The organism is Sulfurimonas gotlandica GD1, assembly GCF_000242915.1.
GTDB classification, from domain to species: Bacteria; Campylobacterota; Campylobacteria; order Campylobacterales; family Sulfurimonadaceae; genus Sulfurimonas; species Sulfurimonas gotlandica.
Genome location: NZ_AFRZ01000001.1, coordinates 806,226 through 830,759, shown reverse-complemented (window position 1 = coordinate 830,759; position 24,534 = coordinate 806,226). Strand labels below are relative to the sequence as shown.

Annotated in this window: 29 protein-coding genes; 27 read left to right on the top strand and 2 right to left on the bottom strand. The window is 32.5% G+C overall.

Annotated elements, in window-relative coordinates; all coding sequences use genetic code 11:
- Positions 1-55: 55 nt before the first annotated feature.
- Positions 56-562: an Lcl C-terminal domain-containing protein gene (locus SMGD1_RS03945; RefSeq protein ID WP_008338717.1), complete on the top strand. Its 507-nt coding sequence runs from the start codon at positions 56-58 to the stop codon at positions 560-562.
- A gap of 5 nt (positions 563-567) precedes the next feature.
- Here SMGD1_RS03945 and SMGD1_RS03940 read toward each other — a convergent pair whose 3' ends face one another.
- The gene (locus SMGD1_RS03940) at positions 568-825 is read right to left on the bottom strand and encodes a hypothetical protein (RefSeq protein WP_008339027.1); all 258 of its coding nucleotides are present in this window, start codon (positions 823-825) and stop codon (positions 568-570) included.
- 61 nt (positions 826-886) lie between these two features.
- On the opposite strand from SMGD1_RS03940, the gene SMGD1_RS03935 reads away from it, so the two are divergent.
- From SMGD1_RS03935 to SMGD1_RS03920, 4 genes are read left to right on the top strand one after another with little or no spacing between them, the layout of a single operon-like run.
- Entirely contained in the window at positions 887-1,330 is a 444-nt protein-coding gene (locus tag SMGD1_RS03935; RefSeq protein ID WP_008338764.1) for a low molecular weight protein-tyrosine-phosphatase, read from the top strand.
- Positions 1,331-1,350: 20 nt separating this feature from the next.
- Entirely contained in the window at positions 1,351-2,274 is a 924-nt protein-coding gene (gene cysK / locus SMGD1_RS03930; RefSeq protein ID WP_008339088.1) for a cysteine synthase A, read from the top strand.
- Positions 2,267-2,857, top strand: coding sequence for an aminotransferase class IV family protein (locus SMGD1_RS03925; RefSeq protein ID WP_008338799.1), 591 nt, complete (start codon positions 2,267-2,269; stop codon positions 2,855-2,857). The genes cysK and SMGD1_RS03925 overlap by 8 nt, the downstream gene beginning before the upstream one ends.
- Complete coding sequence (locus tag SMGD1_RS03920) at positions 2,851-3,315, top strand: hypothetical protein (RefSeq protein WP_008340692.1); 465 nt, start codon at positions 2,851-2,853, stop codon at positions 3,313-3,315. Before SMGD1_RS03925 ends, SMGD1_RS03920 begins: the two co-directional genes overlap by 7 nt.
- A gap of 1 nt (position 3,316) precedes the next feature.
- Here SMGD1_RS03920 and SMGD1_RS03915 read toward each other — a convergent pair whose 3' ends face one another.
- Positions 3,317-4,219 (bottom strand): LysR family transcriptional regulator, encoded by a 903-nt coding sequence (locus tag SMGD1_RS03915; RefSeq protein WP_008338960.1) that lies wholly within the window; start codon positions 4,217-4,219, stop codon positions 3,317-3,319.
- Between the two features lie 138 nt (positions 4,220-4,357).
- Between SMGD1_RS03915 and SMGD1_RS03910 the strand changes: the two genes are divergently transcribed.
- The 22 genes from SMGD1_RS03910 (at position 4,358) to SMGD1_RS03805 (ending at position 24,153) form a co-directional block, all read left to right on the top strand.
- Entirely contained in the window at positions 4,358-6,406 is a 2,049-nt protein-coding gene (locus SMGD1_RS03910) for an ATP-dependent helicase (protein ID WP_008339025.1), read from the top strand.
- Positions 6,403-7,227: a pseudouridine synthase family protein gene (locus SMGD1_RS03905; protein WP_008338874.1), complete on the top strand. Its 825-nt coding sequence runs from the start codon at positions 6,403-6,405 to the stop codon at positions 7,225-7,227. Before SMGD1_RS03910 ends, SMGD1_RS03905 begins: the two co-directional genes overlap by 4 nt.
- Positions 7,221-7,451 carry a carbon storage regulator CsrA gene (gene csrA, locus SMGD1_RS03900; RefSeq protein ID WP_008338798.1) on the top strand — a complete coding sequence of 77 codons (231 nt, stop codon included), beginning with the start codon at positions 7,221-7,223 and terminating at the stop codon, positions 7,449-7,451. The genes SMGD1_RS03905 and csrA overlap by 7 nt, the downstream gene beginning before the upstream one ends.
- 8 nt (positions 7,452-7,459) lie before the next feature.
- Positions 7,460-8,230 (top strand): 4-(cytidine 5'-diphospho)-2-C-methyl-D-erythritol kinase, encoded by a 771-nt coding sequence (locus tag SMGD1_RS03895; protein WP_008338873.1) that lies wholly within the window; start codon positions 7,460-7,462, stop codon positions 8,228-8,230.
- Between the two features lie 138 nt (positions 8,231-8,368).
- Complete coding sequence (locus SMGD1_RS03890; protein WP_008338813.1) at positions 8,369-8,794, top strand: hypothetical protein; 426 nt, start codon at positions 8,369-8,371, stop codon at positions 8,792-8,794.
- Between the two features lie 162 nt (positions 8,795-8,956).
- Positions 8,957-9,409 (top strand): SsrA-binding protein SmpB, encoded by a 453-nt coding sequence (gene smpB / locus SMGD1_RS03885; RefSeq protein ID WP_008338779.1) that lies wholly within the window; start codon positions 8,957-8,959, stop codon positions 9,407-9,409.
- On the top strand, positions 9,409-10,263 hold the full coding sequence (pgp3, locus tag SMGD1_RS03880; RefSeq protein WP_008339012.1) for a peptidoglycan metallopeptidase Pgp3: 855 nt from the start codon (positions 9,409-9,411) through the stop codon (positions 10,261-10,263). The genes smpB and pgp3 overlap by 1 nt, the downstream gene beginning before the upstream one ends.
- A gap of 13 nt (positions 10,264-10,276) precedes the next feature.
- The gene (locus SMGD1_RS03875; protein WP_008338919.1) at positions 10,277-10,870 is read left to right on the top strand and encodes a tetratricopeptide repeat protein; all 594 of its coding nucleotides are present in this window, start codon (positions 10,277-10,279) and stop codon (positions 10,868-10,870) included.
- A 1-nt stretch (position 10,871) separates the two neighbouring features.
- Positions 10,872-12,203, top strand: a complete 1,332-nt coding sequence (locus tag SMGD1_RS03870) for a caspase family protein (protein WP_008339156.1) — start codon at positions 10,872-10,874, stop codon at positions 12,201-12,203.
- A gap of 29 nt (positions 12,204-12,232) precedes the next feature.
- A complete protein-coding gene (locus SMGD1_RS03865) occupies positions 12,233-12,955 on the top strand; it encodes a Nif3-like dinuclear metal center hexameric protein (RefSeq protein ID WP_008339013.1) in 723 nt (240 codons plus the stop codon).
- 15 nt (positions 12,956-12,970) lie between these two features.
- Complete coding sequence (locus SMGD1_RS03860; RefSeq protein WP_008338946.1) at positions 12,971-13,684, top strand: zinc ribbon domain-containing protein; 714 nt, start codon at positions 12,971-12,973, stop codon at positions 13,682-13,684.
- A gap of 3 nt (positions 13,685-13,687) precedes the next feature.
- Entirely contained in the window at positions 13,688-14,854 is a 1,167-nt protein-coding gene (waaA, locus tag SMGD1_RS03855; RefSeq protein ID WP_008338852.1) for a lipid IV(A) 3-deoxy-D-manno-octulosonic acid transferase, read from the top strand.
- Between the two features lie 10 nt (positions 14,855-14,864).
- Entirely contained in the window at positions 14,865-15,599 is a 735-nt protein-coding gene (locus tag SMGD1_RS03850) for a pseudouridine synthase family protein (protein ID WP_008339039.1), read from the top strand.
- Between the two features lie 79 nt (positions 15,600-15,678).
- Positions 15,679-17,025: a signal recognition particle protein gene (ffh, locus tag SMGD1_RS03845; RefSeq protein WP_008338877.1), complete on the top strand. Its 1,347-nt coding sequence runs from the start codon at positions 15,679-15,681 to the stop codon at positions 17,023-17,025.
- A gap of 118 nt (positions 17,026-17,143) precedes the next feature.
- Positions 17,144-17,374 carry a 30S ribosomal protein S16 gene (gene rpsP / locus SMGD1_RS03840; RefSeq protein ID WP_008339150.1) on the top strand — a complete coding sequence of 77 codons (231 nt, stop codon included), beginning with the start codon at positions 17,144-17,146 and terminating at the stop codon, positions 17,372-17,374.
- A 2-nt stretch (positions 17,375-17,376) separates the two neighbouring features.
- Complete coding sequence (locus tag SMGD1_RS03835) at positions 17,377-17,613, top strand: KH domain-containing protein (protein ID WP_008338741.1); 237 nt, start codon at positions 17,377-17,379, stop codon at positions 17,611-17,613.
- Complete coding sequence (gene rimM / locus SMGD1_RS03830) at positions 17,597-18,139, top strand: ribosome maturation factor RimM (RefSeq protein WP_008338968.1); 543 nt, start codon at positions 17,597-17,599, stop codon at positions 18,137-18,139. Before SMGD1_RS03835 ends, rimM begins: the two co-directional genes overlap by 17 nt.
- A complete protein-coding gene (gene trmD, locus SMGD1_RS03825) occupies positions 18,139-18,843 on the top strand; it encodes a tRNA (guanosine(37)-N1)-methyltransferase TrmD (protein ID WP_008339176.1) in 705 nt (234 codons plus the stop codon). Before rimM ends, trmD begins: the two co-directional genes overlap by 1 nt.
- Complete coding sequence (gene rplS / locus SMGD1_RS03820; protein ID WP_008338722.1) at positions 18,833-19,192, top strand: 50S ribosomal protein L19; 360 nt, start codon at positions 18,833-18,835, stop codon at positions 19,190-19,192. The genes trmD and rplS overlap by 11 nt, the downstream gene beginning before the upstream one ends.
- Before the next feature lie 114 nt (positions 19,193-19,306).
- Positions 19,307-20,422, top strand: coding sequence for a M20 family metallopeptidase (locus SMGD1_RS03815; protein WP_008338934.1), 1,116 nt, complete (start codon positions 19,307-19,309; stop codon positions 20,420-20,422).
- Complete coding sequence (locus SMGD1_RS03810; RefSeq protein WP_008339080.1) at positions 20,422-21,324, top strand: ATP-grasp domain-containing protein; 903 nt, start codon at positions 20,422-20,424, stop codon at positions 21,322-21,324. Before SMGD1_RS03815 ends, SMGD1_RS03810 begins: the two co-directional genes overlap by 1 nt.
- A gap of 231 nt (positions 21,325-21,555) precedes the next feature.
- The gene (locus tag SMGD1_RS03805; protein ID WP_008338700.1) at positions 21,556-24,153 is read left to right on the top strand and encodes a M14 family zinc carboxypeptidase; all 2,598 of its coding nucleotides are present in this window, start codon (positions 21,556-21,558) and stop codon (positions 24,151-24,153) included.
- The last annotated feature ends 381 nt before the right edge of the window (positions 24,154-24,534 follow it).

Sequence of the window (24,534 nt, the reverse complement as noted above, 5' to 3'; positions counted from 1 at the left end):
TGATATAATACATGAGTTAAACTTTGCACAACTTAAATATAAAAAGACCACGAAAATGATAAGAATATTGCTACAAATTACACTAATAACTACTACACTTTTCTCTTATGAAATAGGTTTAGGTAAATCATCCAACAAAGATAAAAAAGTCACAGAGTCTAAGCCAAAAATAGCTTTAGTTAGAGATGATTCAAAAGAGTTGGTAATAGATAAGAATACAGGTTTGATGTGGCAAGATAATATTGATGCTAAAACTATAAGAAAAAATCGCAAAGATGCAAAACAGTATTGTCGAAGTCTTGTTTTTGCTGGGTATGATGACTGGTATTTACCAAGGCTCAGAGAACTAAAATCTATAATAGATGAAAGCAAATATAATCCAGCTATAAGATATGGATTTAAAAATGTTGCATCCGGTCACTACTGGTCATCATCACCAAACCTCTCAGATATTGTAATTGCATTAAATGTTGACTTTAAAAGTGGTCAAACCTACAATAATACTAGAAAAGGTAAGGGTTACGTCAGGTGTGTTAGAGGTAATTACAATAGCTTAATATAATTAGCTTATATCTCGTTATTGTTCCAAGCTTCTACTGCATCTACAAGATTTTCAAATCCGCTAACTTTTCCGACTATAAAAATTTCATCAAAGACATAACAGCTTACATTTCCATTTGGCTCTAGCAAGAACATTGCATTCTCATCTTCTGCTCTTTTGTACGTAGACAGGACTCTCATTCCATCAATAGTGTCATTTACACCTGGAATATCATCATACTCAACATCTACTAGTTTTTTACCATTGCTTACATATATTGCCATGATTACCTCTTTATAAAATTACGATACAATTATTTTATTATTATTAAGCTTTGGAAAATATATGAAATCAGTTATTTTTGTTTGTTTGGGAAATATATGTCGTTCTCCTATTGCAGAGGGGTATGCAAGAAAGATTTTAGAAGAAAATAAGATGAAGATAGTTGTTGATTCAGCCGGAACCGGCGATTGGCATGTCGGTGAACCACCTTGCAACAATTCTATAACTGTTGCCAGAAATAACGGCGTAGATATATCATCACAGAGGTCAAGGCAGGTGACTAAAAGAGACTTGCAAGAGTTTGATCTTGTAATTGCTCTAGATGATAGTAACTTTAGTGATCTAAAATCTTTAGGTGCAAATAATATTACAAAGCTTGGTGACTATGGATATGATGGTGCAGATGTTCCTGATCCATACTTTTACGATGGCTTTGAAGGTTTCCAAGAGGTATACAAAATGATTGAAGTTTGTGTTAATAACCTTTTTAGTGTAAAATCAATTTAATTAATTTATAGAGGATTCTTATGAACATCGCTAACAATATAACAGAGCTAATAGGTAATACGCCATTAGTGAAGCTAAATACGCCATCAAAACTTACAGGAGCTACAATTTTAGGTAAGTGTGAGTTTATGAATCCGACTAGTTCTGTAAAAGATAGAATAGGTTTCAATATGATCAGGAGAGCACAAGAAGCAGGTAAAATAACAAGCTCTACAACTATCATAGAACCTACAAGTGGAAATACGGGTATAGCATTAGCAGCTAATTGTGCCGCACAAAATCTAAAACTTATTTTGACTATGCCTGAGTCTATGAGTATTGAAAGAAGAAACTTACTTAAAGCACTGGGAGCAGAGCTTGTTTTAACTCCTGCTGCAAAAGGTATGAATGGAGCAATCTCTAAAGCTGAGGAGCTGCAAAGGGAAATAGAAGATAGCATAATCCTACAACAGTTTCAGAATGAATCAAATCCTGAGATTCATATGTTGACTACTGCTGTTGAGATACTAAGAGATACAGATGCTATTTTAGATGTTTTTGTCGCAGCTGTAGGAACTGGTGGAACGCTTACTGGAACTTCAAGAGTCTTAAAAGAAAAAATACCTGGAATCACTGTTATTGCAGTTGAGCCTGAAGCTTCTGCAGTACTTTCAGGTGGAAAACCGGGACCTCATAAGATTCAAGGCATTGGGGCAGGATTTATACCTGGCATATTAGATACAGCAATCTATAGTGAAGTCATACAAGTAAGTAATGAAGACGCAATGGCTACTGCCAAAATGTTGGCAAAAGAGGAAGGCCTGCTTGTCGGCATATCAGCAGGTGCAAATGTATATGCAACTATGCAGGTGGCATCTAGAGAAGAGTTTAAAGGTAAAACACTTTTAACGATTCTTTGTGATACTGGAGAGAGATATTTAAGTACAGAACTATTTAGTGAGTGAAATCTATTTAGAGACCATCAAAGCATTTGATGGAGAAATATTTAACCTCTTATACCATCAAAAACGTTATGAGAGTGTTTTAAGATCATTAGGTTGTAGTGATTTAAAAAACCTTAAAGAGTATTTAAAACCTCCAATTTCAGGTCTCTATAGATGCCGACTGACTTATAATACAAATAAAATCGATGTTGCTTATCATGAGTACAATAAAAGAGAGATTAAAACCTTGAAGTTAGTCTTTGATGATGATATTTATTACTCTAAAAAATCTACCAATAGAGATGAGCTAAATAGACTATTTGAAAAAAGAGAAAATTGTGATGATATCTTAATAGTAAAAAATTCTTTGGTGAGTGACACAAGTATCACTAATATCGCCTTTTATAAATCTGGCTTATGGTTCACCCCAAAAAAGCCACTTTTAGAAGGAACTACAAGGCAAAGACTTCTAGATGAAGGAAAAATTATAGAAAAAGATATAAGAGTAGAGGACTTAAAAAATTATTCAAAAATAGCACTAATGAATGCTATGATAGATTTTGATATAATTACGAAATATAATTTAAAGGATATAATTTGTTAGATAGCGTCATAAACAACAAAGAGTTTACTCAACTAATGCAAAAGCATATGCAGGAATTGATAGTTCATTTTTTTTCAAAAGAACAAAATTTCGGAATTCTTTGTAAAATAGAAGATGCTCTTTTCGAACCAGCTTTACCAAAGGAAATTGTGTCTGAATTTCGTCCTTTAACACTCTTCTTCTTGGCAGGTTACACATTTGAGACAGCACATATACAAGACAATTGCTTGATATTTGAAGCTGGTTTTGGAGCTGAAAATTTTGGTAGTTTAGTTCGTGTGCCACTTGTTAGTATTATGCAAATAATTGTAGATGAAACACCTGTAATGATAAATCTTGCAACTCATAAGTCACAAGAAAAATCTAATAAAATATCAAATCCTAAAGGTGTTAAAGATTCGATGGCATCTTTTCTTTCAAACCCAGAGAATTCTAGGTTTGTAAAAGATAAAAACTAGATTATATTTTATTTAGAGATAGTAGGAAGCTGACTACATTGTCAACGAATGCATCATGCTTTCTCTCTTTTAGGTACGCAATATAGAAATTTCTTTCAATTTTGTAGTTTTTAAGTCTAGCCTCAAAAAGTCTTCCAGAGTCTAGTTCAGCCTGTATAACGTGACGAGACATAATTGAAACTAGAGGCTTTTCAGCATTTTTATCAGCATGCATGATTGTTTCTTTAATAGCTGTAGGAGAAGCAAGAACAGCTAGTACATTAAAGTTTGTACACTGTACACCCATCTCTTCAAATACTTCAGAAGTAAGTTTTCTTGTGTGTGAATCCTCGTTACGACAAATCCAGTCAAATTCAAATAAGTCTTCAGCGGCTAGTTGCTTTTTTATTGGTTGGTTTGAGAAAAGTACAAGTTCATCTTGAACCCATTCTCTATAGATGATTCCATCTCTAAATATTGGAGATTCAATAAGTGCAACATCTATTTTTTTCTCTTCAAGTTGATCAATTATCTCAGAAGATAGACCAACATGCATGTAAACTTCATTTCCAATTCTTTGCTTGATCTCACCAAGGTAGTTAGGAAGAATGTAGTTACCAATAGCATTTGAACTACCCATGATAAATGTAAATTCTTTGTTGATAATTTTAAGAAGTTCTTTTTCACTGCTTGCTATTGCTTTATCAAGTTTTACAGCAATTCTATAAAGATCTTCACCTTCTTTCGTAAGTAAGATACCGTTCTTTTTTCTCTCGACAATTCTTGTATCAAGATAATCTTCGATGAATTTTATCTGTTGAGTAACTGCTGGTTGAGAGATACCTAATTTCGCAGATGCCTTCGAGAAACTCTTCTCTTTAATAACCATTAGAAAAGTCTGTAATTTGGCAAAATCTTTTAACATAATAATTCCTATAAGTTTAATGAATATTTAAAATTATAACTCAATATTATAATTATTGCAATAGTTTTGTAATAATTTATAACTATTTTGATATAATAGAGTAAATAATCATAGATTAGTGACAAGTAATGGAAAAAGATGGAAAAAATATTTGAAAAACTTAATGAATCTCAGAGTCAAGCTGTAAAACAATCAGAGGGTCCGGTTCTGATTTTAGCGGGGGCTGGGAGTGGAAAAACAACTACTATAGTCTCTCGTCTGGCGTATCTTGTTGAGGTTCTTGGTATTCCTGCATCCAACACTTTAACGCTAACTTTTACAAATAAAGCGGCAAAAGAGATGCGTGAACGGGCGCTAGATATGATTAAAGATATCTCTTATCCGCCACTTCTTTGTACATTTCATAAGTTTGGTCTGCTATTTTTAAAGTTTAATATTCATCTTTTAAACAGACAAAACAACTTTGTTGTAATTGATACAGATGATAAAAAAAGAATCATCAAAAAAATAAATTCTGAGATTCCAACACCACTAATAGCTAGTGAAATATCAAGATATAAAAACTCACTTTTAACTCCAGATGATGCTTATAAACAAGCAGAGCTTTTTAACTATCAGCAAATTGCGAAAGTTTATGAAGAGTATGAAGCTTATTTAAGAGAAAATAATTTAGTAGATTTTGATGACCTTATAGCTTTAACATATAAACTTCTAGATGAAAACCCGAAACTTGCAGAAACAACATCTCAAAAGTATCAGTATATTATGATTGATGAGTATCAAGATACAAACGAATTACAGTTAAAACTTCTACAAAAACTATGTACTTCTCATAACAATTTATGTGTTGTCGGTGATGATGATCAGAGCATCTACGGTTGGCGTGGAGCACACATAAGAAATATCATTGAGTTTGATCAGGATTTTAAAGGTACATCCACTTTTAAGCTAGAAAATAACTATCGCTCAAAAGAGCCTATTTTAAAAGTTGCAAATGCGCTTATTGAACACAACCGTTCTCGATTGGGCAAGAAGCTCATTGCTACTCGTGGTGCCGGTGAAGATGTTAGTATTATTAACTCTCATGATGAAAATGAAGAGTCAAGAAAAATAGCACAAAAAATAAAAAAACTTTTGGACTCTGGGGTTAGAGCCAATGATATTGCTATTCTTTATCGCGTTAATGTTTTAAGTCGTTCTATTGAAGAGGGTTTAAATCGTACCGGAATTGCTTATAAACTTGTCGGCGGACTTAGATTTTATGATAGAGCTGAGATTAAAGATCTTATAAGTTATATACGTATAATTACAAACTTTCATGACGACTTCTCATTTAAAAGAGTAGTAAATAAGCCAAAAAGAGGTCTAGGAAAAGCTAGTATAGAAAAGATTGAACTAGCCGCTCATGCTTCATCATCATCTATATATGAGTATATAAAGAAAACATCTTTAGCTGATTTAGAAACGCTTGTTAGAAAGAAGAATGCAAGTACATTAAAGACATTTATTAAAGATATTGAAAAAGTATCAAAGGTAGCTACTGAGTCTACATATAACTTTATAGATGTTTTAGAAGAGACTTTTCACTTAAAAAACATCTATGCAGGTATGCAAGATGAAGCAGAAAGAATTTTAAACATGGATGAGTTCTATGGACTCTTTCGCGACTTTGTAAAAAAATCTCCTGAGTCAGGACTTGATGAGTTTTTAAATGAGTTGACTCTTCAAAGTGAACAAGACCAGGTTGAGGGTGAGAGCATCTACATGATGAGTATTCACGCTTCAAAAGGTCTGGAGTTTGAGCATATCTTTATCATAGGGCTTGAAGAAGGCTTTTTACCTCTTATAGGTGATGGAAGTGATTTGGAAGAAGAGAGACGTCTAGGTTATGTTTCTTTTACCAGAGCCAAAGAGACGCTTACACTTTCTCATGCCGGAAGTAGATTTTACAAAGGACGAAGAAGTGATCTTCAAAAGAGTCGATTTTTTAATGAAGCTGGACTTTGTGAAGGCTCTTTAAAAGTAGAAAAAAATACAGCCTTTAAAAAAGGTGACTTAGTACGTCATAAAATCTTTGGAACAGGCAGAGTTACAGGTATTAGTAAAAGTGGACGAGAGTTCAAGCTAAACATCAACTTTGCAGGTACTAAAAGAGATATCCTTGCATCTTTTGTTGAGCGCCTATGAATCGACTCTTTGTAGCATATAAACCTACAGGGATCAGCTCGAATTTTTTTCTATCAAGATTAAAAAGAAAATATAATGATAAAAAAGCCGGTTTTTCAGGAACACTTGATCCTTTTGCAAAAGGTGTTTTACTTATTGGTTTTGGCTCTCATACAAAATTATTTCGTTTTTTAGATAAAACCCCAAAGACTTACCGTGCAACTCTATGGCTTGGTGCTGCATCTGATTCTCTTGACACTGAGATGATAGAAAAAGTAGAGATTCTAGAAGAGTTTAGCTTAGAGAAGATAGAAGAAGTTGTAAAGTCTTTAGAAGGTGAGTTGGAATATGAGCCGCCTATATTTAGTGCCAAACGTATAAATGGGCAGAGAGCTTATGATTTAGCAAGAGCTGGTAAAGAGTTCACACTTAATAAAATTAACTCTAGCATCTATGAGACAAAACTTATAAGTTATTGCCATCCTTTTGTTACTTTTGAAGCAACTGTGTCAGAAGGTACATATATTCGTTCACTTGGCCGTATTATAACTCATAGGCTAGGTTTAGAGTATGGAAGTCTGAGCGCCTTGGAGAGACTTTGTGAAGGACAGTTTAGATTTGATGAGGAAAAAGCTCTAGATATTAAAAAATCTCTTAATATTCCTATAAATTTCTATCTTGGTGATAGCGAGAATCTTAAATATGGAAGGGTTCTTGCTTTAGAAGATTTAGAGATACAAGAAGACGGATATTATTGGTTAGATAATGGCGATAATATTTCAATAATAAATATAGAAAATCAAACTGTAAAATATGAACTAGGTAGGATATATACATGTTAGTATTAGCTAGAAAATTAGATGAATCAATTATTATTGGTGACAATATAAATATAAAAATTATATCTATAGACAAGGGTGTAGTTAAATTAGGTATAGATGCTCCAAGAGATGTTTCTATCATAAGAAATGAACTACTAGAAGATGTAAAAGATTTAAATATTGCTGCTTCAAAAAAGCATAGTCATGATGACTTGAGCCTACTTAGTAAGATTATTAAAAAATAGAGACAAATATGAAAATTTACAGAGCGTATGCTAAGGTAAATGTTTTTTTAAAAATAACAGGTAAAAGAGATAATTACCACGAAATAATCTCACGTTTTATGAGGGTAGATTCTTTATATGATGAGCTGTGCTTTTCTCCAAAAACTAAAGATGGTTTTGAAATTATTGGAGAATTTTCTTGCGAGACACAACAAAATACTATATATAAAGCCTACGTAGCTTTAAGAGAAGCAGTAGAGTCTGAATCCTTAGATAAACTAATGGATTCATATGCCATAGAAGTGAAAAAGTCTATACCGGCTTTTGCTGGACTTGGTGGTGGTAGTAGTGATGCTGCAACATATCTAAAAATGTGTAACGAAGTTCTGCATCTAGGGCTTAGTAAAAATGAGCTTGCTCAAATAGGCTTAAAAGTGGGTGCTGATGTACCATTTTTTATATATGGATATGACAGTGCAAATGTTAGCGGTATAGGTGAGATAGTTGAAGAATTTAAAGAAGATATATTAGACTTTGAAGTATACACGCCAAAAGTAGAGATCTCTACACCTAAAGTATATATTAGCTATAGAGAAAACTTCTACTCACCTATTGATGGTTTTGAAATTCAAGAGTTAAAAAACAAAACTTCGTTAGAAGTTTTAGAGAGTATGAGCGCAGATGAAGCGAACGATCTTTTTAAGCCTGCATTACAAGAATATAGTGAGTTAAAGAATCATTACAAACATGGATATTACTTTAGTGGAAGTGGAAGTAGTTTTTTTAGATTAGCCATATAAATATTTAATCCAATTATTTTTTTATTTTAAAGCATCTATTAAGAGTAAATATAATTTTTTTTAATAAATCAATTAATATTATGCTACAATAAATCATCAAGGAATATTACAAAGTCTAATATAATAGATGGAGACATGATGAAAAAAGTATTACTCACGGGTGTGATGTCATTGGCATTATCGGTTAGCTCTTTGTCGGCATATGACCTTAAGTCAAATATGCTACTTTTAAATGCAGAGCTGAGAGAGGTTCAGCAAAGTTTTATATCCAGTGACAAAAAGGGTGTAAAAGATTCAATCCAAAGATTTGCAAAACATGCAAATGATTTACTTGGAAACCAGAAGAAGTTTGAACAGATGCTTCCAAAAGATAAACAGAACAAATCAAACGAAGCGGTAATGAGTGCACAAATTATTGCGCATAATGTTCAGATTATATTAGACGCTGTTGAGAATAAATATAACCAGTCTGGAAAACTTCGTAGAGAAGAGTCTCAAAGAGCTTACACATATATAGAACATGCTTGTTTTCGTTGTCATAACATAGTTCGCGACGAAAACTAAAACTACAAATATCTCTTTTTAATAAAGAGATATTTAAATATCTCATAAAAAAAACTTTCCTAATTACAATTCAAGTAACATTAAAAATCCAAACCTTAGTGAATCCATGGTAAAATAATAAAAAAATAATTTAGACTGTAGAGTCAAGAAGGAAAGTAAATTATGGGCGAAACAATAGCTAAAAATAAAAAAGCCTATTTTGATTACTTTTTAGAAGAGAAGTTTGAAGCGGGACTCGTTCTGCAAGGTAGTGAAGTAAAAGGCATAAGAGCAAAACGAGTAAACATAAAAGATAGTTTTATACGTTTTGTGCAGGGTGAAGCATTTTTATTTAATGCTCATATTGGAAGATTAGAAACTACTCATCATTACTACACACATGAAGAGAGAGGTAGTAGAAAACTTCTTTTACATAAAAAACAGTTAGTTAGTATGAAAAAAGCTGTTGATAGAGATGGTTACACAATAGTACCTCTGCAAATATATTTCAATGATAGAAACTTAGTGAAAATCCAAATTGCAATTGCAAAAGGAAAACAGCTTCACGATAAAAGAGAAGATTTAAAACAAAAAGATATGAAGCGTGATATTGCTAGGGCGATGAAGGATTATTAATGAAGTTTATTATCTCTTTAGCATTTCTTTTTTCAACTCTTTTTTCTTTTAACATAGATATATCAGACTCCACTATTGTAAATGGCAGAACCTCTATTATAGAATTTTATAAAGAGAAAAATACAGAGTATAAAAAGATTCTAATAGAGAAAAAATCATATAAGATATATGATCATCCGATAGATGCGAGTAAAATGTACGTTTTAGTTCCAATTAGTTACTATGAAAAACCAAATGATAAAAAAGTTGAGGTTATATACAAAGAAAATGGCAAACAAAAAAGCAAGACTCTTTTTTTTCATATAGAAGATGGTAAATATAAAAAAGAGAAAATTGAAGTACAAAAATCAAAGGTTACACTGAATAAAAAAGATAAAGAAAGAGCATCCATGGAGTATGCAGAGGCCATGAAAATTTATGCTGCATCTACAGATAAAGCTCAGATGTCATCAAAGTTTATCGCTCCGATGGATAGTAAAATTACAAGCTCATTCGGAAAAGCAAGAGTTTACAATGATACTTTAAATGGTTATCATAGTGGAACTGATTATAGAGCAAAAGTTGGTACACCTATAAAAGCAACAAATGATGGTACAGTTGTTTTAGCAAAGGATAGGTTTTACTCTGGTGGCACAGTCATATTAGACCATGGTCATGGCATCTATACATGTTACTATCATATGAGTGACTTTAGTGTAAAAAATGGTGATAGAGTAAATAAATCTGACGTGATTGGTTTATCAGGTGAGAGCGGCAGAGTTACAGGGCCGCATTTACACTTTAGTGCCAGAGTAGGTGGGGAGCAAGTTGATCCACTTCAATTAATAGAGTTACTAAATAAAAAATTATTTTAAAGGTATATCAATAATGACAGTTTTTCAATTACTAATGCTTGGAGCTTCGGCTTTCTTTGCATATAAAATTTTTGAGCATATTCAAACACTTCAAAATCCAGAAGAACAAATTGATGACTCAAATCAAAATGAGACAAAAAGTGCAGAAGCTTTCTCTCCATTCGATCCAGAAACTTTAGTAGAAAAAGCGGATGTGGCATTTGAGGAAAAAGATTTTCAAAGAGCTTTAGCACTACTCAGTGAAGCAGATGCTAAAGACCAACAAAACTCAGAGATACTATTTAAAATAGGCTATATTTTACAGCAGACAAATGATAATGATGAAGCCTTAAAATACTACAAACAAGCACTTGAGGTAGATAAAGATAATGAGTTTATTCATAACTCTATAGCCTCTATATACAGAGCTAACGGTGAGTTTATATCGGCTAAGATGCATTTTCATGCGTCTATAGATATTGATGATTCAAATGCTATTACTTACTATAACTTTGGAAACCTTTTAGTAGATATGAAGCATCTACAAGAGGCTAAAGATATGTACGAGAAAGCCTTAGAGATAAATCCTGATTTCAGTGAAGCCAAAGAGGAATTAGAGAAACTTTAAGATGAAAAATATAGTCATTTTAATACTGATTTTTACTGTTGTGCTAAGTGCAAACAGTGACCGCGCTTTAAAAATGATGAAGATAGAGCAGAGAGTAGCTTTGGTAATTGGCAATAATAACTATGATAGTGATAGATTGTCGAAACTTAAAAATCCAATAAATGATGCAAAAGCTATGAGGGATAAACTTAAGACATTAGGCTTTCAAGTTTACTATGGAGAAAATCTTAAAGTTAGAGATATGGATAAAGAACTTCGCTCTTTTAGCTCAAAGCTGAGAAATGGCGGAGTCGGTCTTTTTTTCTTTGCAGGTCATGGTGTAGAGTCTCAAGGAAAAAATTACCTAATGGGTAAAGATTCTAATCTCGTCGATAAGCTTGATATTGCCTATGAATCTCTCGAACTAGATAAAGTCATTGAAGCTATGAAAAACTCAGGTAATCGTCTAAGCATAGTATTGCTTGATGCATGCAGAAATGATCCTTTCTCTCGTTCTGGCGGTGGTGGACTTGCTAAAGTTGATAATGCAAAGGGAATGTTTATAGCGTATGCTACAAGTCCAGGAGATGTTGCTAGTGACGGTAGTGGAAAACATGGTGTTTTTACTGAAGAGATTTTAAATCATATAGATTCAGAAGGCGTTCCAATTGGTAGAATGTTTAAAAAGGTAAAAAGAGGTGTTTATACTAAAACAAATGAGACACAAAGACCTTGGACATATGATGATATTATAGGGGATTTCTTTTTTAAATTGCCAGATTCAAATGTAAATACAAGAACTGATATATTCTTAAATGAACAAAAAATAGAAGAACCAAAAAAAGTCATACAAGAAGAAACATTAAAAAAGCAAAAAAGTGAAATTCAACCAAAAGTAGTCAAAAAAGAGATTAAAGACAGTATTCCAGATAGTTATAATATAGGAGGTAAGTACCTTAATAATTTGACCTTTGATGGTGTTGTGAAAAAATTTGGAAATGATTATGAGTTAATAGACCACAATCAATATTCTTGGGAAATTAAGTATAAAGAACTTGGATTGTCATTTTATTATAAATATAACGATAATAGAAAAAAAATAATATCTATACATATCACTTCACCATATATGTTAAAGACAAATGCTGGTATAGTGCTAAATCAAAGCACAATGCAGGATGTTTACAATTTTTATGGAAAAATTAGTTGGTTGGCATCACGAGGTAGTGATTATTGGTGGTCAGAACATGCTGGCATAGCATATTATATTGAACGAGACAAAAGTATAAAGCAGTTTCCTGTAGATAAAGAAAAGCATATAAAAAAGAAAATTGTCAAAATAGTAATACGTTAAGTAAAATACAATTACAAGGTTTAAATAAAATGAAAATCGCAGACATATATAAATTTCTTGATGAACTATCACCTTTTGAGCTGCAAGAGTCTTGGGATAACTCAGGTCTTTTACTTGGCGATTTTAATCAAGAGATTACTAAGATAGTCTTGAGTGTAGATGTTGATGAGTCTCTCATAGAAGAGATGCCGCGCGATGCACTCTTAATTACGCACCATCCAATTATTTTTGGTGGATTAAAGCAGTTGGAGTTTAATAAGTACCCAGCAAATTTAATTCAGAAAATGATTAAAAAAAATATCTCAAATATTGCTATGCATACCAACTTTGATCAGACACATTTAAATGAGTTTGTAGCTACAAAAATTTTAGGTTATAAAATTGCACAAAAAGATGGATTTGTTGCTTATTTGGATGTTGACGAAGAGTTCGATGCATTTGCAAAAAAAGTTGCTTCCGCTTTTGGACTTCCTCATGCAAAATGTGTAAAAAGCTCAAATCGTGTAAAAAGAGTAGCTTTAACAACAGGTTCTGGATGCTCTTTAATCAAATCTATAGATGCAGATTGTTTTTTAACCGGAGATGTGAAATACCACGATGCCATGGAGGCTAAAAGCATAAAACTTTCATTAATTGACATTGGACATTTTGAGAGTGAATGCTTTTTTGCAGAAATTTTACATCAGCATTTGAAATTTTTAGGTTTAGAAGCTATAATTTCATCATCAAAGAACCCGTTCACATATATCTAATCCAAAAGGAGACTGATGAATCAGCATCTCAAACAATTAATAGACCTTTCTCGTGTAGATAAAGAGATTGATGCATTTGAGCCTCAAATCGATGAGGCTAACTCTAAATTTGAAGCAGCATTAGCAAAAAAACAAAGTATCGATACAGATATTGAAAATTTAAGCAATGAAATCAAAGATGAGCAACTTAAAAAGCATAAAAATGAACTTCATTTAGCTGAACTATCTCAAAAATTAGATGACAACTCTAGAAAAAGTGGTGAAGTTAAGACTGAGCGTGAGATGAAATCTCTTCAGCTTGAAGAAGAGATTGCTAAAGAACAAGTTACTTTTGCAAATGAAGAAATCGAGAGACTTGAGAGAATTATAGAGTCTAAAAAAGAGCAAGTAGAAGCTGCAAAAGTTTCGCTTTCTGAGATAGATGCAAACTTAGAATCAGTAAAAGCTGAAGTTGATAAAAAATTAGAAGTAATCAACAACGAGAGACAAAAAGTATTTGTTGAAAAAGAAAAACTACTTGGGACTACAAATCAAAAAGGTTTGGCTTTTTACCAAAAAATCCGTCGTTGGGCTAAAAACACTACTGTTGTAGTTGTTGAAGACCAAGCTTGTATGGGTTGTAACATGTTAATCAGCGATAAAATCTTAGCAGATGTTATAAAAGCTGAAGAGATTACAACATGTCCACACTGTGGTCGTATTCTCCATGTGGAAGCAACTAACGAGTAGGGCTTGAAGCCTTTTTCACTACTCTATTATATTTTAAGTGTTGTGCTATATTTAGTAGCACTACCACTTTTAATATACCTCTCGTTTAAGCAAAAATACAAAGAATCTATCCCAGCCCGTTTTTTTCTTTTTAAAAATCCTAAATTTAGTAGTGAAGATGGAATATGGTTCCATGTATGTTCACTTGGTGAAGCAAAAGCATTAAAACCTATTTTAGAACTAGTCCGTGGCAAAGATGTAAAGATAACTACAGTTACTCATACGGGGCAATTAGAAGCTAGAAAGTATGATGCTGAAGTTAGATATTTGCCCTATGAGATGCTGCTTCCGTTTTGGATTAAAAAACAAAAAATGCTTATAGTCTTAGAGGCTGAATTTTGGTACTTGCTTTTTGCAGTTGCAAATGCAAAAGGTGCGAAAGTTGTACTTTTAAATGCTCGTATCTCGGATAAGAGTGTAAAGAAATATCTTCAGTTTGCTTGGTTTTATAAAAAACTATTATCTAATGTGGAAGTAATATATGCTCAGAGTGAAGTTGATAAAAATCGTTTTTTAGCACTTGGCGCTAAAAACATCAAGGTTATTGGAAATATAAAGTTGGCGGGTACTATTTCTAAGACTAAAGAGTATGAAAAGCCAGTTCAAGAGACTATAGTAGCTGGGAGTACACATGAGACTGAAGAAGAGTCAATATTAAAATCATTTGTACAATACAAAAAACAGGCAGATGCAAAACTTATAATAGTTCCAAGACATCCAGAGAGATTTGAGAGTGTTTATGAGCTTATGAAGAATTATGCTGATAAACACTCTTTAATACTCTCAAGATTCTCTGAGAGACAAGATTTTGATGCAGATTTGATCTTAGTAGACGCAATGGGCGAATTAAACAACATGTATGCTATTAGTGACATAGCTATTGTTGGTGGTGCATTTAAAGAAGATGTTGGTGGACATAATCCGCTAGAACCAGCTTTTTTTGGATGCAAGATAATAACAGGTAAACATTTTCATGACCAAAAAGAGCTTTTTAAGTATGTACATCACGTACAATATGTTGAACGTGAAGAGATACACAAAGCACTTTTGGCTAGCAAAGATCTACCTGCATCTATGGTTGAAGAGAAGATAAACTTAGAACCAATAGTAAAAAATATATTAGAAAATTAAGGAGTCCGAAGTGGCTACAGAAAAAGCATATAAAATATTAGCTCTGCAACAGGGTGTCTCAAACAACGAAGCTAAATCTATGATTGATAGAGGCTTAGCTTATGTTGGAAATAAAAAAGTAATGATTGCTCGTGGAGAGCTTGATACTAAAACAGTATTCAAAGTTCAAAAGATAGAAAAAATCAAACCTATTTTTGAAAATGATGAGATAATTGTAGTAGACAAACCAGCTTTTGTTAACTCAGATGAGATAGAAAGACAGCTTAAGCCTGCTGTATTATTGCATAGACTGGATCGTGAAACAAGTGGAGTACTAATGCTTGTTAAAGATGAAGAGTTTAGACAAAAAGCTATCAAAGAGTTTAAAAAAGATAATGTATACAAAGAGTATATTGCATGGGTTGAGGGAATCATAAGTGAGCCTGTAGAGGTTGATAAACCGATTTTAACTCAGAAGAAAAATAACAAAGCTTACTCAAATGTTTCTGGAAAAGGTAAACCAGCAAGAACAGAGTTCTTTCCAGATTTAGTAAGTGCTAATAAAACAAAAATCAAGTGTATTATTCACCATGGAAGAACACACCAGATTAGAACACACCTTCGTTATATTGATCATCCGATTATTGGAGATGAGCAGTATGGTGGAAGACGTGCTAAGAGAGTAATGCTTCACGCATATAAAGTTAGACTTTTTGATATGGAATTTGTTGCACCTGAGCCTAAAGTATTTATTGATTTCCAATAATAAAAGAAAACTTAAAGTAAGGGTTCGATATAATTCGCAACTTTTTACATCTGAAAAGAAATAATAATTAGGAGAGCTTATGTTTGATACTTTAACAGATTCGTTTACGGCAGCGATTAAAAAAATCCGTTTTCATGATGATGACAAAGCCCTAACTAAGGCTCTTGACGAGCTTAAAAAATCTCTTTTAAAAGCGGATGTAAACCATAAAGTTGTAAAAGAATTAATAGCTGAGGTTCAGATAGAGACTAAGAAAAATGGCATCGGTAAAGACCAGTTCTTAGATGCACTTAGAGCTGCTCTATATAAGCTTTTAGAAATTGGTGGAAACAAGGGTTTTACATTTGTTCCAAATCCTCCAACTGTAATTCTAATGACAGGGCTTCAAGGTTCTGGTAAAACTACAACTACAGGTAAACTTGCTAATTACTTAAAAAACAAGCAAAAAAAAGTTTTAATTGTTGCAGCCGATTTACAGCGTTTAGCAGCAGTTGAACAACTTCGTCAAATTACAACTCAAATAGGAGTTGAACTATATGAAAATGAAGCTACTAAAAATCCTGTAGAAGTTGTAGCTGCTGCTCTTAAAAAAGCAAATGATGGTATTTACGATGTTGTACTTATAGATACAGCTGGTCGTTTGGCAATTGACGATGAACTTATGAATGAGTTAGAGGCTGTTAAAAAAGCTGCAAATCCTAGTGAAATTTTCTATGTTGCTGATTCTATGACAGGTCAGGATGCTGTAAAAACTGCTACTAGCTTTAAAGAAAAGATTGGTATTGACGGTGTAATACTTTCTAAATATGATGGTGATTCTAAAGGCGGTGTAGCCTTGGGTCTTGCATCTCAGGTACTAGTTCCTCTTCGTTTCATTGGTAGTGGTGAAAAGATGGAAGACTTAGAAGTTTTCTTACCAGATCGTATAGTAAATCGTCTTATGGGATTTGGAGATATTGAAGGTTTAGCAGAAAAAACTGCTGGAGCAATTGATGAGAAACAAGCAAAAAGACTTACTAAAAAGATTCAAAAAGGTCAATTTAACTTCAATGACTTTTTAGAACAAATGGAAAGTATGAAGAAAATGGGTAGTATGAAGTCACTTATGGGTATGATTCCAGGAATGGGAAATATGTCAAAAGCACTTAAAGATTTTGATATGGAAAATTCAAGTGAATTAAAAAATATCAAATCAATGGTTTCATCAATGACTCTCAAAGAGAGAGAAAATCCAGATTTACTAAATAACTCTCGTAAAGGAAGAATTGCAAAAGGTTGTGGTTTAGAGATTGTTGAGATTAACCGTATGATTAAACAGTTTAAAAATGCTGGTAAAATGGCTAAAAGATTTTCAGGTAAAAATGGCATGAAAGATCTTCAATCTATGATGGGTCAAATGAGCGGACCTGGAGCTATACCAAGATAGCATACCATCTATTTAAGCGTAAATATATAAGCTTTTAGAAGTTTATATATTTGCACTTGATGCAAAATTTAACATATACAGCTAGTTGAAATATGACTAGCGCAGAGAAGGACAAAAAATGGCAACAGTAATTCGCCTAACTAGAATGGGAAGAAAAAAGCAACCTTTTTACCGTATCGCGGTAACAGATTCACGTAAGCGTAGAGATGGTGGTTGGATTGAACTAATTGGTCACTATAATCCAATGGTAGCTGAGAAAACTTTAGTTGTTGATAGCGAAAGATTAGATTACTGGTTAAGCGTTGGCGCTAAAATGAGTGATCGTGTTAAAAAGATAACTGGTCGTTAATCATGATTTCTGAATTTGTCGCACAATTTGCAAAACTTATAGCAACTTACCCAGATGATATAAGAGTGCAAATAAAAGAGAGCGATGAAATTACTGAAATAGTTCTTTATGCTAATCAAGCTGACGTTGGTAAGCTGATTGGCAAAGAGGGCAAAATGATTGGTGCAATTAAAACTGTAATATCTGGCTGTAAAGCTAAAGATGGCGTAAGCTATAGAATTAATGTCGAACCAATCTAAAGAACAAAGACTTCATATTGCAACTATCGGCAAAACTGTTGGTATTAAAGGTGATTTGAAATTTCATATCCATTGTGATTTCCCAGAACAATTTCAAGATAACTCCACATTTTTGACAAATAAGAATAACACTATTACTTTAAGTGATGTAAATCATGAGAGAAGTCTTATAAAAATAGCTGGTATTAATACTATTGAAGATGCTAAAAAGTTTACAAATATAAAACTTTATACAACTCGTGAAGAGACTAGAAAAAATTGCCACTTAAATGATGGTGAATTTTTTTGGTTCGATTTAGAGGATTGTGAAGTTTTTGAAGATGGAAAGCTATTAGGTGTAGTTAATGAAGTTGAACGTATTACAATAAGTAATTATTTAAATGTAAAAACTAATGAAGAACTAGTTAAGTCAGGCTCTGCGAAGAGTTTCTTAATTCCTTTTCATAAACCATTTATTTTAAATACTGATATAGATAAAAAAATTATTACCGTTGATGGTGCAATGGATATTTTAGAAGCTTCATAATGACTTTCACTTTTGTAACTCTATTTAAAAATATCGTAGAAGGATATTTTACAGATTCTATTTTAAAAAGAGCAATAGATAAAGAGATTTTAAATATTAACTATTTAGATCCTAGAGAGTTTAGTGATAATAAGCATTCTAAAGTTGATGATACTGCCGTTGGTGGTGGTGCTGGTATGGTTATGAACCCTCAGCCTCTTTTTGACTCTTTGAGTGAGCTAAAAAAACAAAGTGAAGAAGTTCATATTGTTTTTTTAACTCCTGTAGCAAAGTCTTTTACGCAGAATGATGCAAAAAGATTAGCAAAAAAATCCCATATAGCTTTTGTGAGTGGAAGATATGAGGGTATTGATGAGAGAGTTATAGAGGAATTCGGAGATGAAGTTTTCTCTATTGGAGATTACATATTAACTGGTGGAGAACTTCCATCATTGGTTATGTGTGACGCAATCTCTAGAAACGTTGACGGTGTACTTGGCAATAGTGAATCGCTAAGTATTGAAAGTTTTGAAACACCTCTTTTAGAGGCACCATCTTTCTCTAAACCGAAGGATTTCCAAAGTTGTTCTGTTCCATCAGAATATTTAAAGGGAAATCATAGTAAAATTCGCTCACTTAAATTAGCCTTGTCTGAATGTAAGACTAAATTCTTCAGGCCAGAGCAGCTTTTAAAGCATAGAACAAGGAAATCTTATGAGAAATAAGTACATAGAAAACTTTGAAAAAGCACAAACAGCTGAGAAAACTATTCCAGAATTTCGTGCTGGTGATACTGTTCGTTTAGCAGTAACAATTAAAGAAGGTGACAAAACTCGTGTACAAAATTACGAGGGTGTTTGTATTGCAAAAAGAGGTCAAGGTACAGGTAAAACTATTACTGTACGTAAAATTGGTGCTAATGCTATTGGTATTGAAAGAATTTTCCCAATTTACTCTGACTCTATTAATGAGATAACAGTTATACGTCGCGGTCGTGTTCGTCGTGCTAAACTATTTTATCTACGTGATCTTGCTGGTAAAAAAGCTCGTATCAAAGAACTTAGAAGAAAATAATCTTCTAAGTTTCCACACTTCCTCCTCTATCAATAATAAATACCATTTTTTTTTATAAATTTTAAATAAACATATAGTACAATCAATCTAATTCGTATTAAAATTAGGAGTTGAATGAGATACTTAAATGATTTAAGCACAATAGTGAATATTAACTCGCACACTAAAAATAAACATGGCGTAGACAGAGTTGGACAGATTTTTGATAAATGGTTTGAAGAATTAGGTTTTGATGTAAATATTTACGATAGAGAACTAATCGGTAATCACAGACATTACACTTCTATACACGATAAAACAGCAAAAAAATTACTACTGCTGGGGCATCTAGATACAGTTTTTCCACCTAATGAATTTGAAGAATACTCTGAAGATAAAGAGTGGATATACGGACCTGGTGTATGTGATATGAAGGGTGGAAATATAGTAGCTCTTCAGGCTCTTCGTGAACTTAAAGAACAAAATATTGATATAAAAAATATTGATGTTTTTTTTGTTAGCGATGAAGAAACAGGAAGCGATGATTCTAAACATTTAACTGCTAAACTTGCATCTGATTATAACTACTGTTTTGTTTATGAAGCAGCTGGAGAAAATATGGAAGTTGTAACTGGCAGAAAAGGTGTTGGTACTTTTTTTATAGATATAAAGGGTAAAGCTGCTCATGCTGGAAATAACTATGTACATGGACATGATGCAAATCTTGAAGCTTCTTACAAACTCCAGGAACTGGTAAAATTAACAGACTTAGAGAAGGGCACGACGGTTAATGTAGGAAAAATAAATGGCGGCATTGGAGCAAATACAATTTCACCATATGCAAATATGGTTTTTGAACTTCGATATAAAAATTCTCAAGAGAGAGATAGAGTCTTAAGAGCTATAGATGAAATTGTGAATAAATCTTTTGTAAATGGAACTACATCTGAGTTAAGTGGTGGAATTCAAAGAGATGTTATGCAGACTAGTGAATCTTCACTCGCTTTGATAAAATATATTGAAGATATTACCTCTACAACTCTTAAGTCAGAAGAGAGAGGCGGGGTTAGTGATGCAAATATTGTAAGTTCTTGTGGAGTTGTAACTCTCGATGGCTTTGGCCCATTTGGTGATGGCGACCATACTATACATGAAAGAGCTTCAAAGAAAAGTTTTGAGACTAGAATAGAGTTGAGTAAAAAACTATTTACTTATTTTGTGAAAAATTTAGATTTTAAAAAGGGAAATTAATGTCAAAAAGAACAATCGGAATGTGGCTTTATACTAATAGTGGTGGTGATAAAATTGCAAAAAAAATTATTAAAAAACTCAAAGATAGAGATATCGATACACTTGATAATATTAATCTTAGACATGCAATAGCTAAGAATGCGAACATTCTTCATAATGACGTTAAGCTAAATAAGTTAGATCTATTTTTCTCTTACAATGCTGGTGAACAGACTCAGTACCAGATGTATCTATATCAGGCACTTAATCGTGTAATTCCTATGATTAACTCTTACGAATCTTTTGCTTTAACTGAAGATAAATTTCATACTTCTTTTGTACTTAGAAATGAAGGAATACTTACCGCCGACTATAAGTTATGCCATAGAGATGATGGACATCAACTAAAAAAAATTATAAAAAAATGGGATAAAATGGTCTATAAGCCAACTGATGGCTGGGGTGGAGTTGGACTAACTAAGATTGAGAGTGAAGCCAACTTAGATATGTTACTTCCATTTTTAAATCAGATGGATTTGAGATATTTCTATGTAGAAAAATTTATAAAATATGATAATACAGACTTTAGAGTAGATATTGTAGATGGAGAGTTCGTTTCTTGTTATGGCAGAAAAGCTAGTGACACAGATTGGAGAACAAATATAACTAGTGGCGGATCTGTATTTTTACGTGAGGCTAACGATGAAATAATTGAAATTGCTAAAAAAGCGTGTAAAGTATGTGGAGTTGATATTGGTGGTGTAGATATTATATATGATTTAGAAAAAGAAGCATATGTTGTACTTGAAGTAAATGGTATTCCTGCATTTGCAACTCCAGATCAAGAAAAAATGGGACTAAACTTTAATGATAAAAAGATTGATTTAATAGTTGATTTAATAGATAGAAAAACTAAAAAATAAAGACTACGTAGAGATATGTTAAAGATGTCATATAATCTTTAAAATGTCTCTTTAACAGAACTTATTATTCTTCATATAATTGAAGAAAATATTGTACTTAATATTAAATCATTGTGTCAAAATAACGTTATTAGCACATTTAAAGAGTTAAGAGAGTATGATTCTACTTATAAAGAGTAAGTTAGCCAATGGGCCAAATCTTTTAACAATTAATAATTTTAAGGTAACAATTTGAGACAACAATATAGTTCTTATGACGAATGTGTTGATTTTTTTAAATCAGCACAAATATCAAACCCAAATCTTTTTAAAGTAGAATCGATTGGTAAAACTTGGGAAAATAGAGATATTATAGCCGTAAGTATTACAAAAAATATAGATACACATTTAGATAAACCAGCACTTTTCTTTACTGGAACTATTCACGCTAGGGAGTGGATAGGGATTGAACTAAGTCTTAGTTTTGCAAAATATATATTGGAACACATAGATTATGACCCTCAGTTAAATGACATTTTAGACAGATCAACACTATATATGGTACCTTGTGCAAACCCTGATGGATTTGAATACTCAAGAAACCATTTCTCATTTTGGAGAAAAAACAGACGAAATAATGCAGATGGTAGTTTTGGAGTTGATTTAAATAGAAACTTCTCTGTAGGTTTTACTCCAAATAAAGATACAACTTCAAATGTTTATTCTGGTCCAAGTGCTTTTAGTGAGCCAGAAACTGCAGCACTAAGAGATTTTGTCATTTCTCATGAAAATATTACAATAGCTTTAGATTATCACTCACAAGGAAATGTTTTTTTTCCAGCTCATAACTTTATACATGAAGATGCAATAGATGCAGTCGATTTAAATTTATTAGCAGGAAATATGGCCGAAGAAATCAAAAAAGAGTCTGGTCGTGAGTATGGTGTTCACATGGGTAAACCTCCTGTGCATCTTATTTCTGGGAGTGGTAGAGAGTTTTACTACTCTAGAGGAGCTTTATCTCTTGTTGTTGAAGTTGGAACTAGAAACATCAGTGATTATAAAGAGCATATGAGTGAGAATATTGATGAGAATCTTCCAGCACTTATGTTCGCACTAACAGAAGTAAATAACTATAAAAAAGAGAATGCACTTCCTCGAGTTGATAATTTTATAGCTACTGATGTAAAGTCTAAGGAAGTTGAACTTAGTTGGGGATATCCTGGACATGAAACTGTATACTTTGAGATATATCGTTCATCTAAGAAAAAAGGTTTTGCTCAAACTTCAAATAGAATTGGAATGACTAAACTAAATACATATACTGATAAAAATTTAAAATCATCTACTAATTACTATTATTATGTAAGAGCAGTATGTAAAAAAAGACATATAAAATCACCATATGCTCAAGTTCTTGGTGTAAGAACACATCCAGCAGAAAGCATGTTTTCAAAAATACTCTACCCATTAGCTGATAAGATTGGTTATGTTGGAGAAAAAACTAAGAAAAATGCAGAGCATTTTGGAAATAATTCAATGTTTGTTGGTATTTCTGAGAGTAAGGGTGAATGTTTTGGTATTTGTGGCTTTTCACTAACTACAATTCCAATGAATGCAATCATAACGAGTGCATCTATATCTTTTTATCCTATGAATAGAGTTTCTGTTCAGGTGGAGAGTTATGGAGAGTGGAGGGTTGGACAGATAGATGAAAGAACTATTGACAGTACAAGTAGTTTTGATGATATTAAAAATGCTAAGACATTAAGTTACATAGATAGACCAACCGGTTCAGCTCAATTAGCTCAGGGAATATGGAGAACTTACACCTTCGCAGCACAAGAAATATCTGTTTTGCAAAAGTCATTAGCTCGCTCAGAAGCTCTTTTTAAATTTGAAGGGCCTTCATCTTTGCCATTAGATCGCGCATCTCAACTAATGCAATGGGATATTGGATATGGAAAATTTAGTGGAGGACTGACATATAGGCCAAAATTAGATATATCATATACAGTAGATGAAGCTAAGCTAGAACTTCAATCTTCAAGAGAGTTTACAGCTCTAGAAAATGAAATAATAGATAATAAACTGCTTGCTGGTTACGATAAAAATGGTAATAAAAAATACTCATGCATAGAGTTTGATCTTTCTCAATGGCCAGCAATGGATAATACAGTAATATCAAATGCATATATAGAGTTAGAAGCAATCGATATAAACTCTACAAATAAAATCCGTTTTCATATTGAGATGATAGTTCCATGTGATGGTGAAAAAACATATGAGAAAATTACTACAAGAGATATTATAGAGAGAATCGGTTATGACGTTAGTGTCGCAGATATAAAGTCAGAACCTAAGCAAAGATTTGTGTTTGACACATATGCAATAAATGAGATGGTAGAAAATATTGATAATAGATCAAAAGCCGTATTTGTTATATCGGCTTCATCTCACAAAGCTATTTTAAAAAACCAAGATGTTACATTTATGGATTCAAAAAGAGTAAAAAGACCTTCTTTAATAATTAACTATATAAAGAAACGCAGAAATGCGCCAGATAAAGTTGAAAATTTAAGACACATAATAGAAAATAATATAATAAAGTTAGAGTGGGATATTCCAAATGATGATGGATACAAAGGATCTATAGTTGTTAAAAATCCTTTTAGAGTTCCATGCTCTCCATATGATGGACAAAAATTATATGGAGGAATTGATAACTATACATATGATAACTTCGGTGACAGCACTGTCCATAAATACTATGCTGTATTTTCATATGATGATGTTCCTAATTTTTCAGAGCCAGTTTCAATAGAGCTAAATTCAGAAGTAAATAGATAGCTTAAGGCTATCTATCTTTGCTTAAATAAAAACTTTTCGGAAACTTCCTTCTCGATTAAGAAAGCTCTAAGTGATATCCCCCTATAATTCCCATCCACAAACAAAGAGACCTTGTCAAAAAGGCCTAGAGAGACTTCGAGTTGAAGCTTTTGAGATTGTTTGAGATCATTGAAAACTAAGCAAGTAAATAGACTTAATAACTAACGAAACAAGTTAGCGATTAGGCATTAATAAGTTTACTTAGAAATAACTAATTAACAACAACCGTCTATTCTATTTGAATCCAGCAATGGATCCCAATAGTATAGATACATACAAAGTCCACAGACTGTTCACGCGGTTTGTGGCAACAAAGCCAATGATTTTTAAATCTTGGGCAAA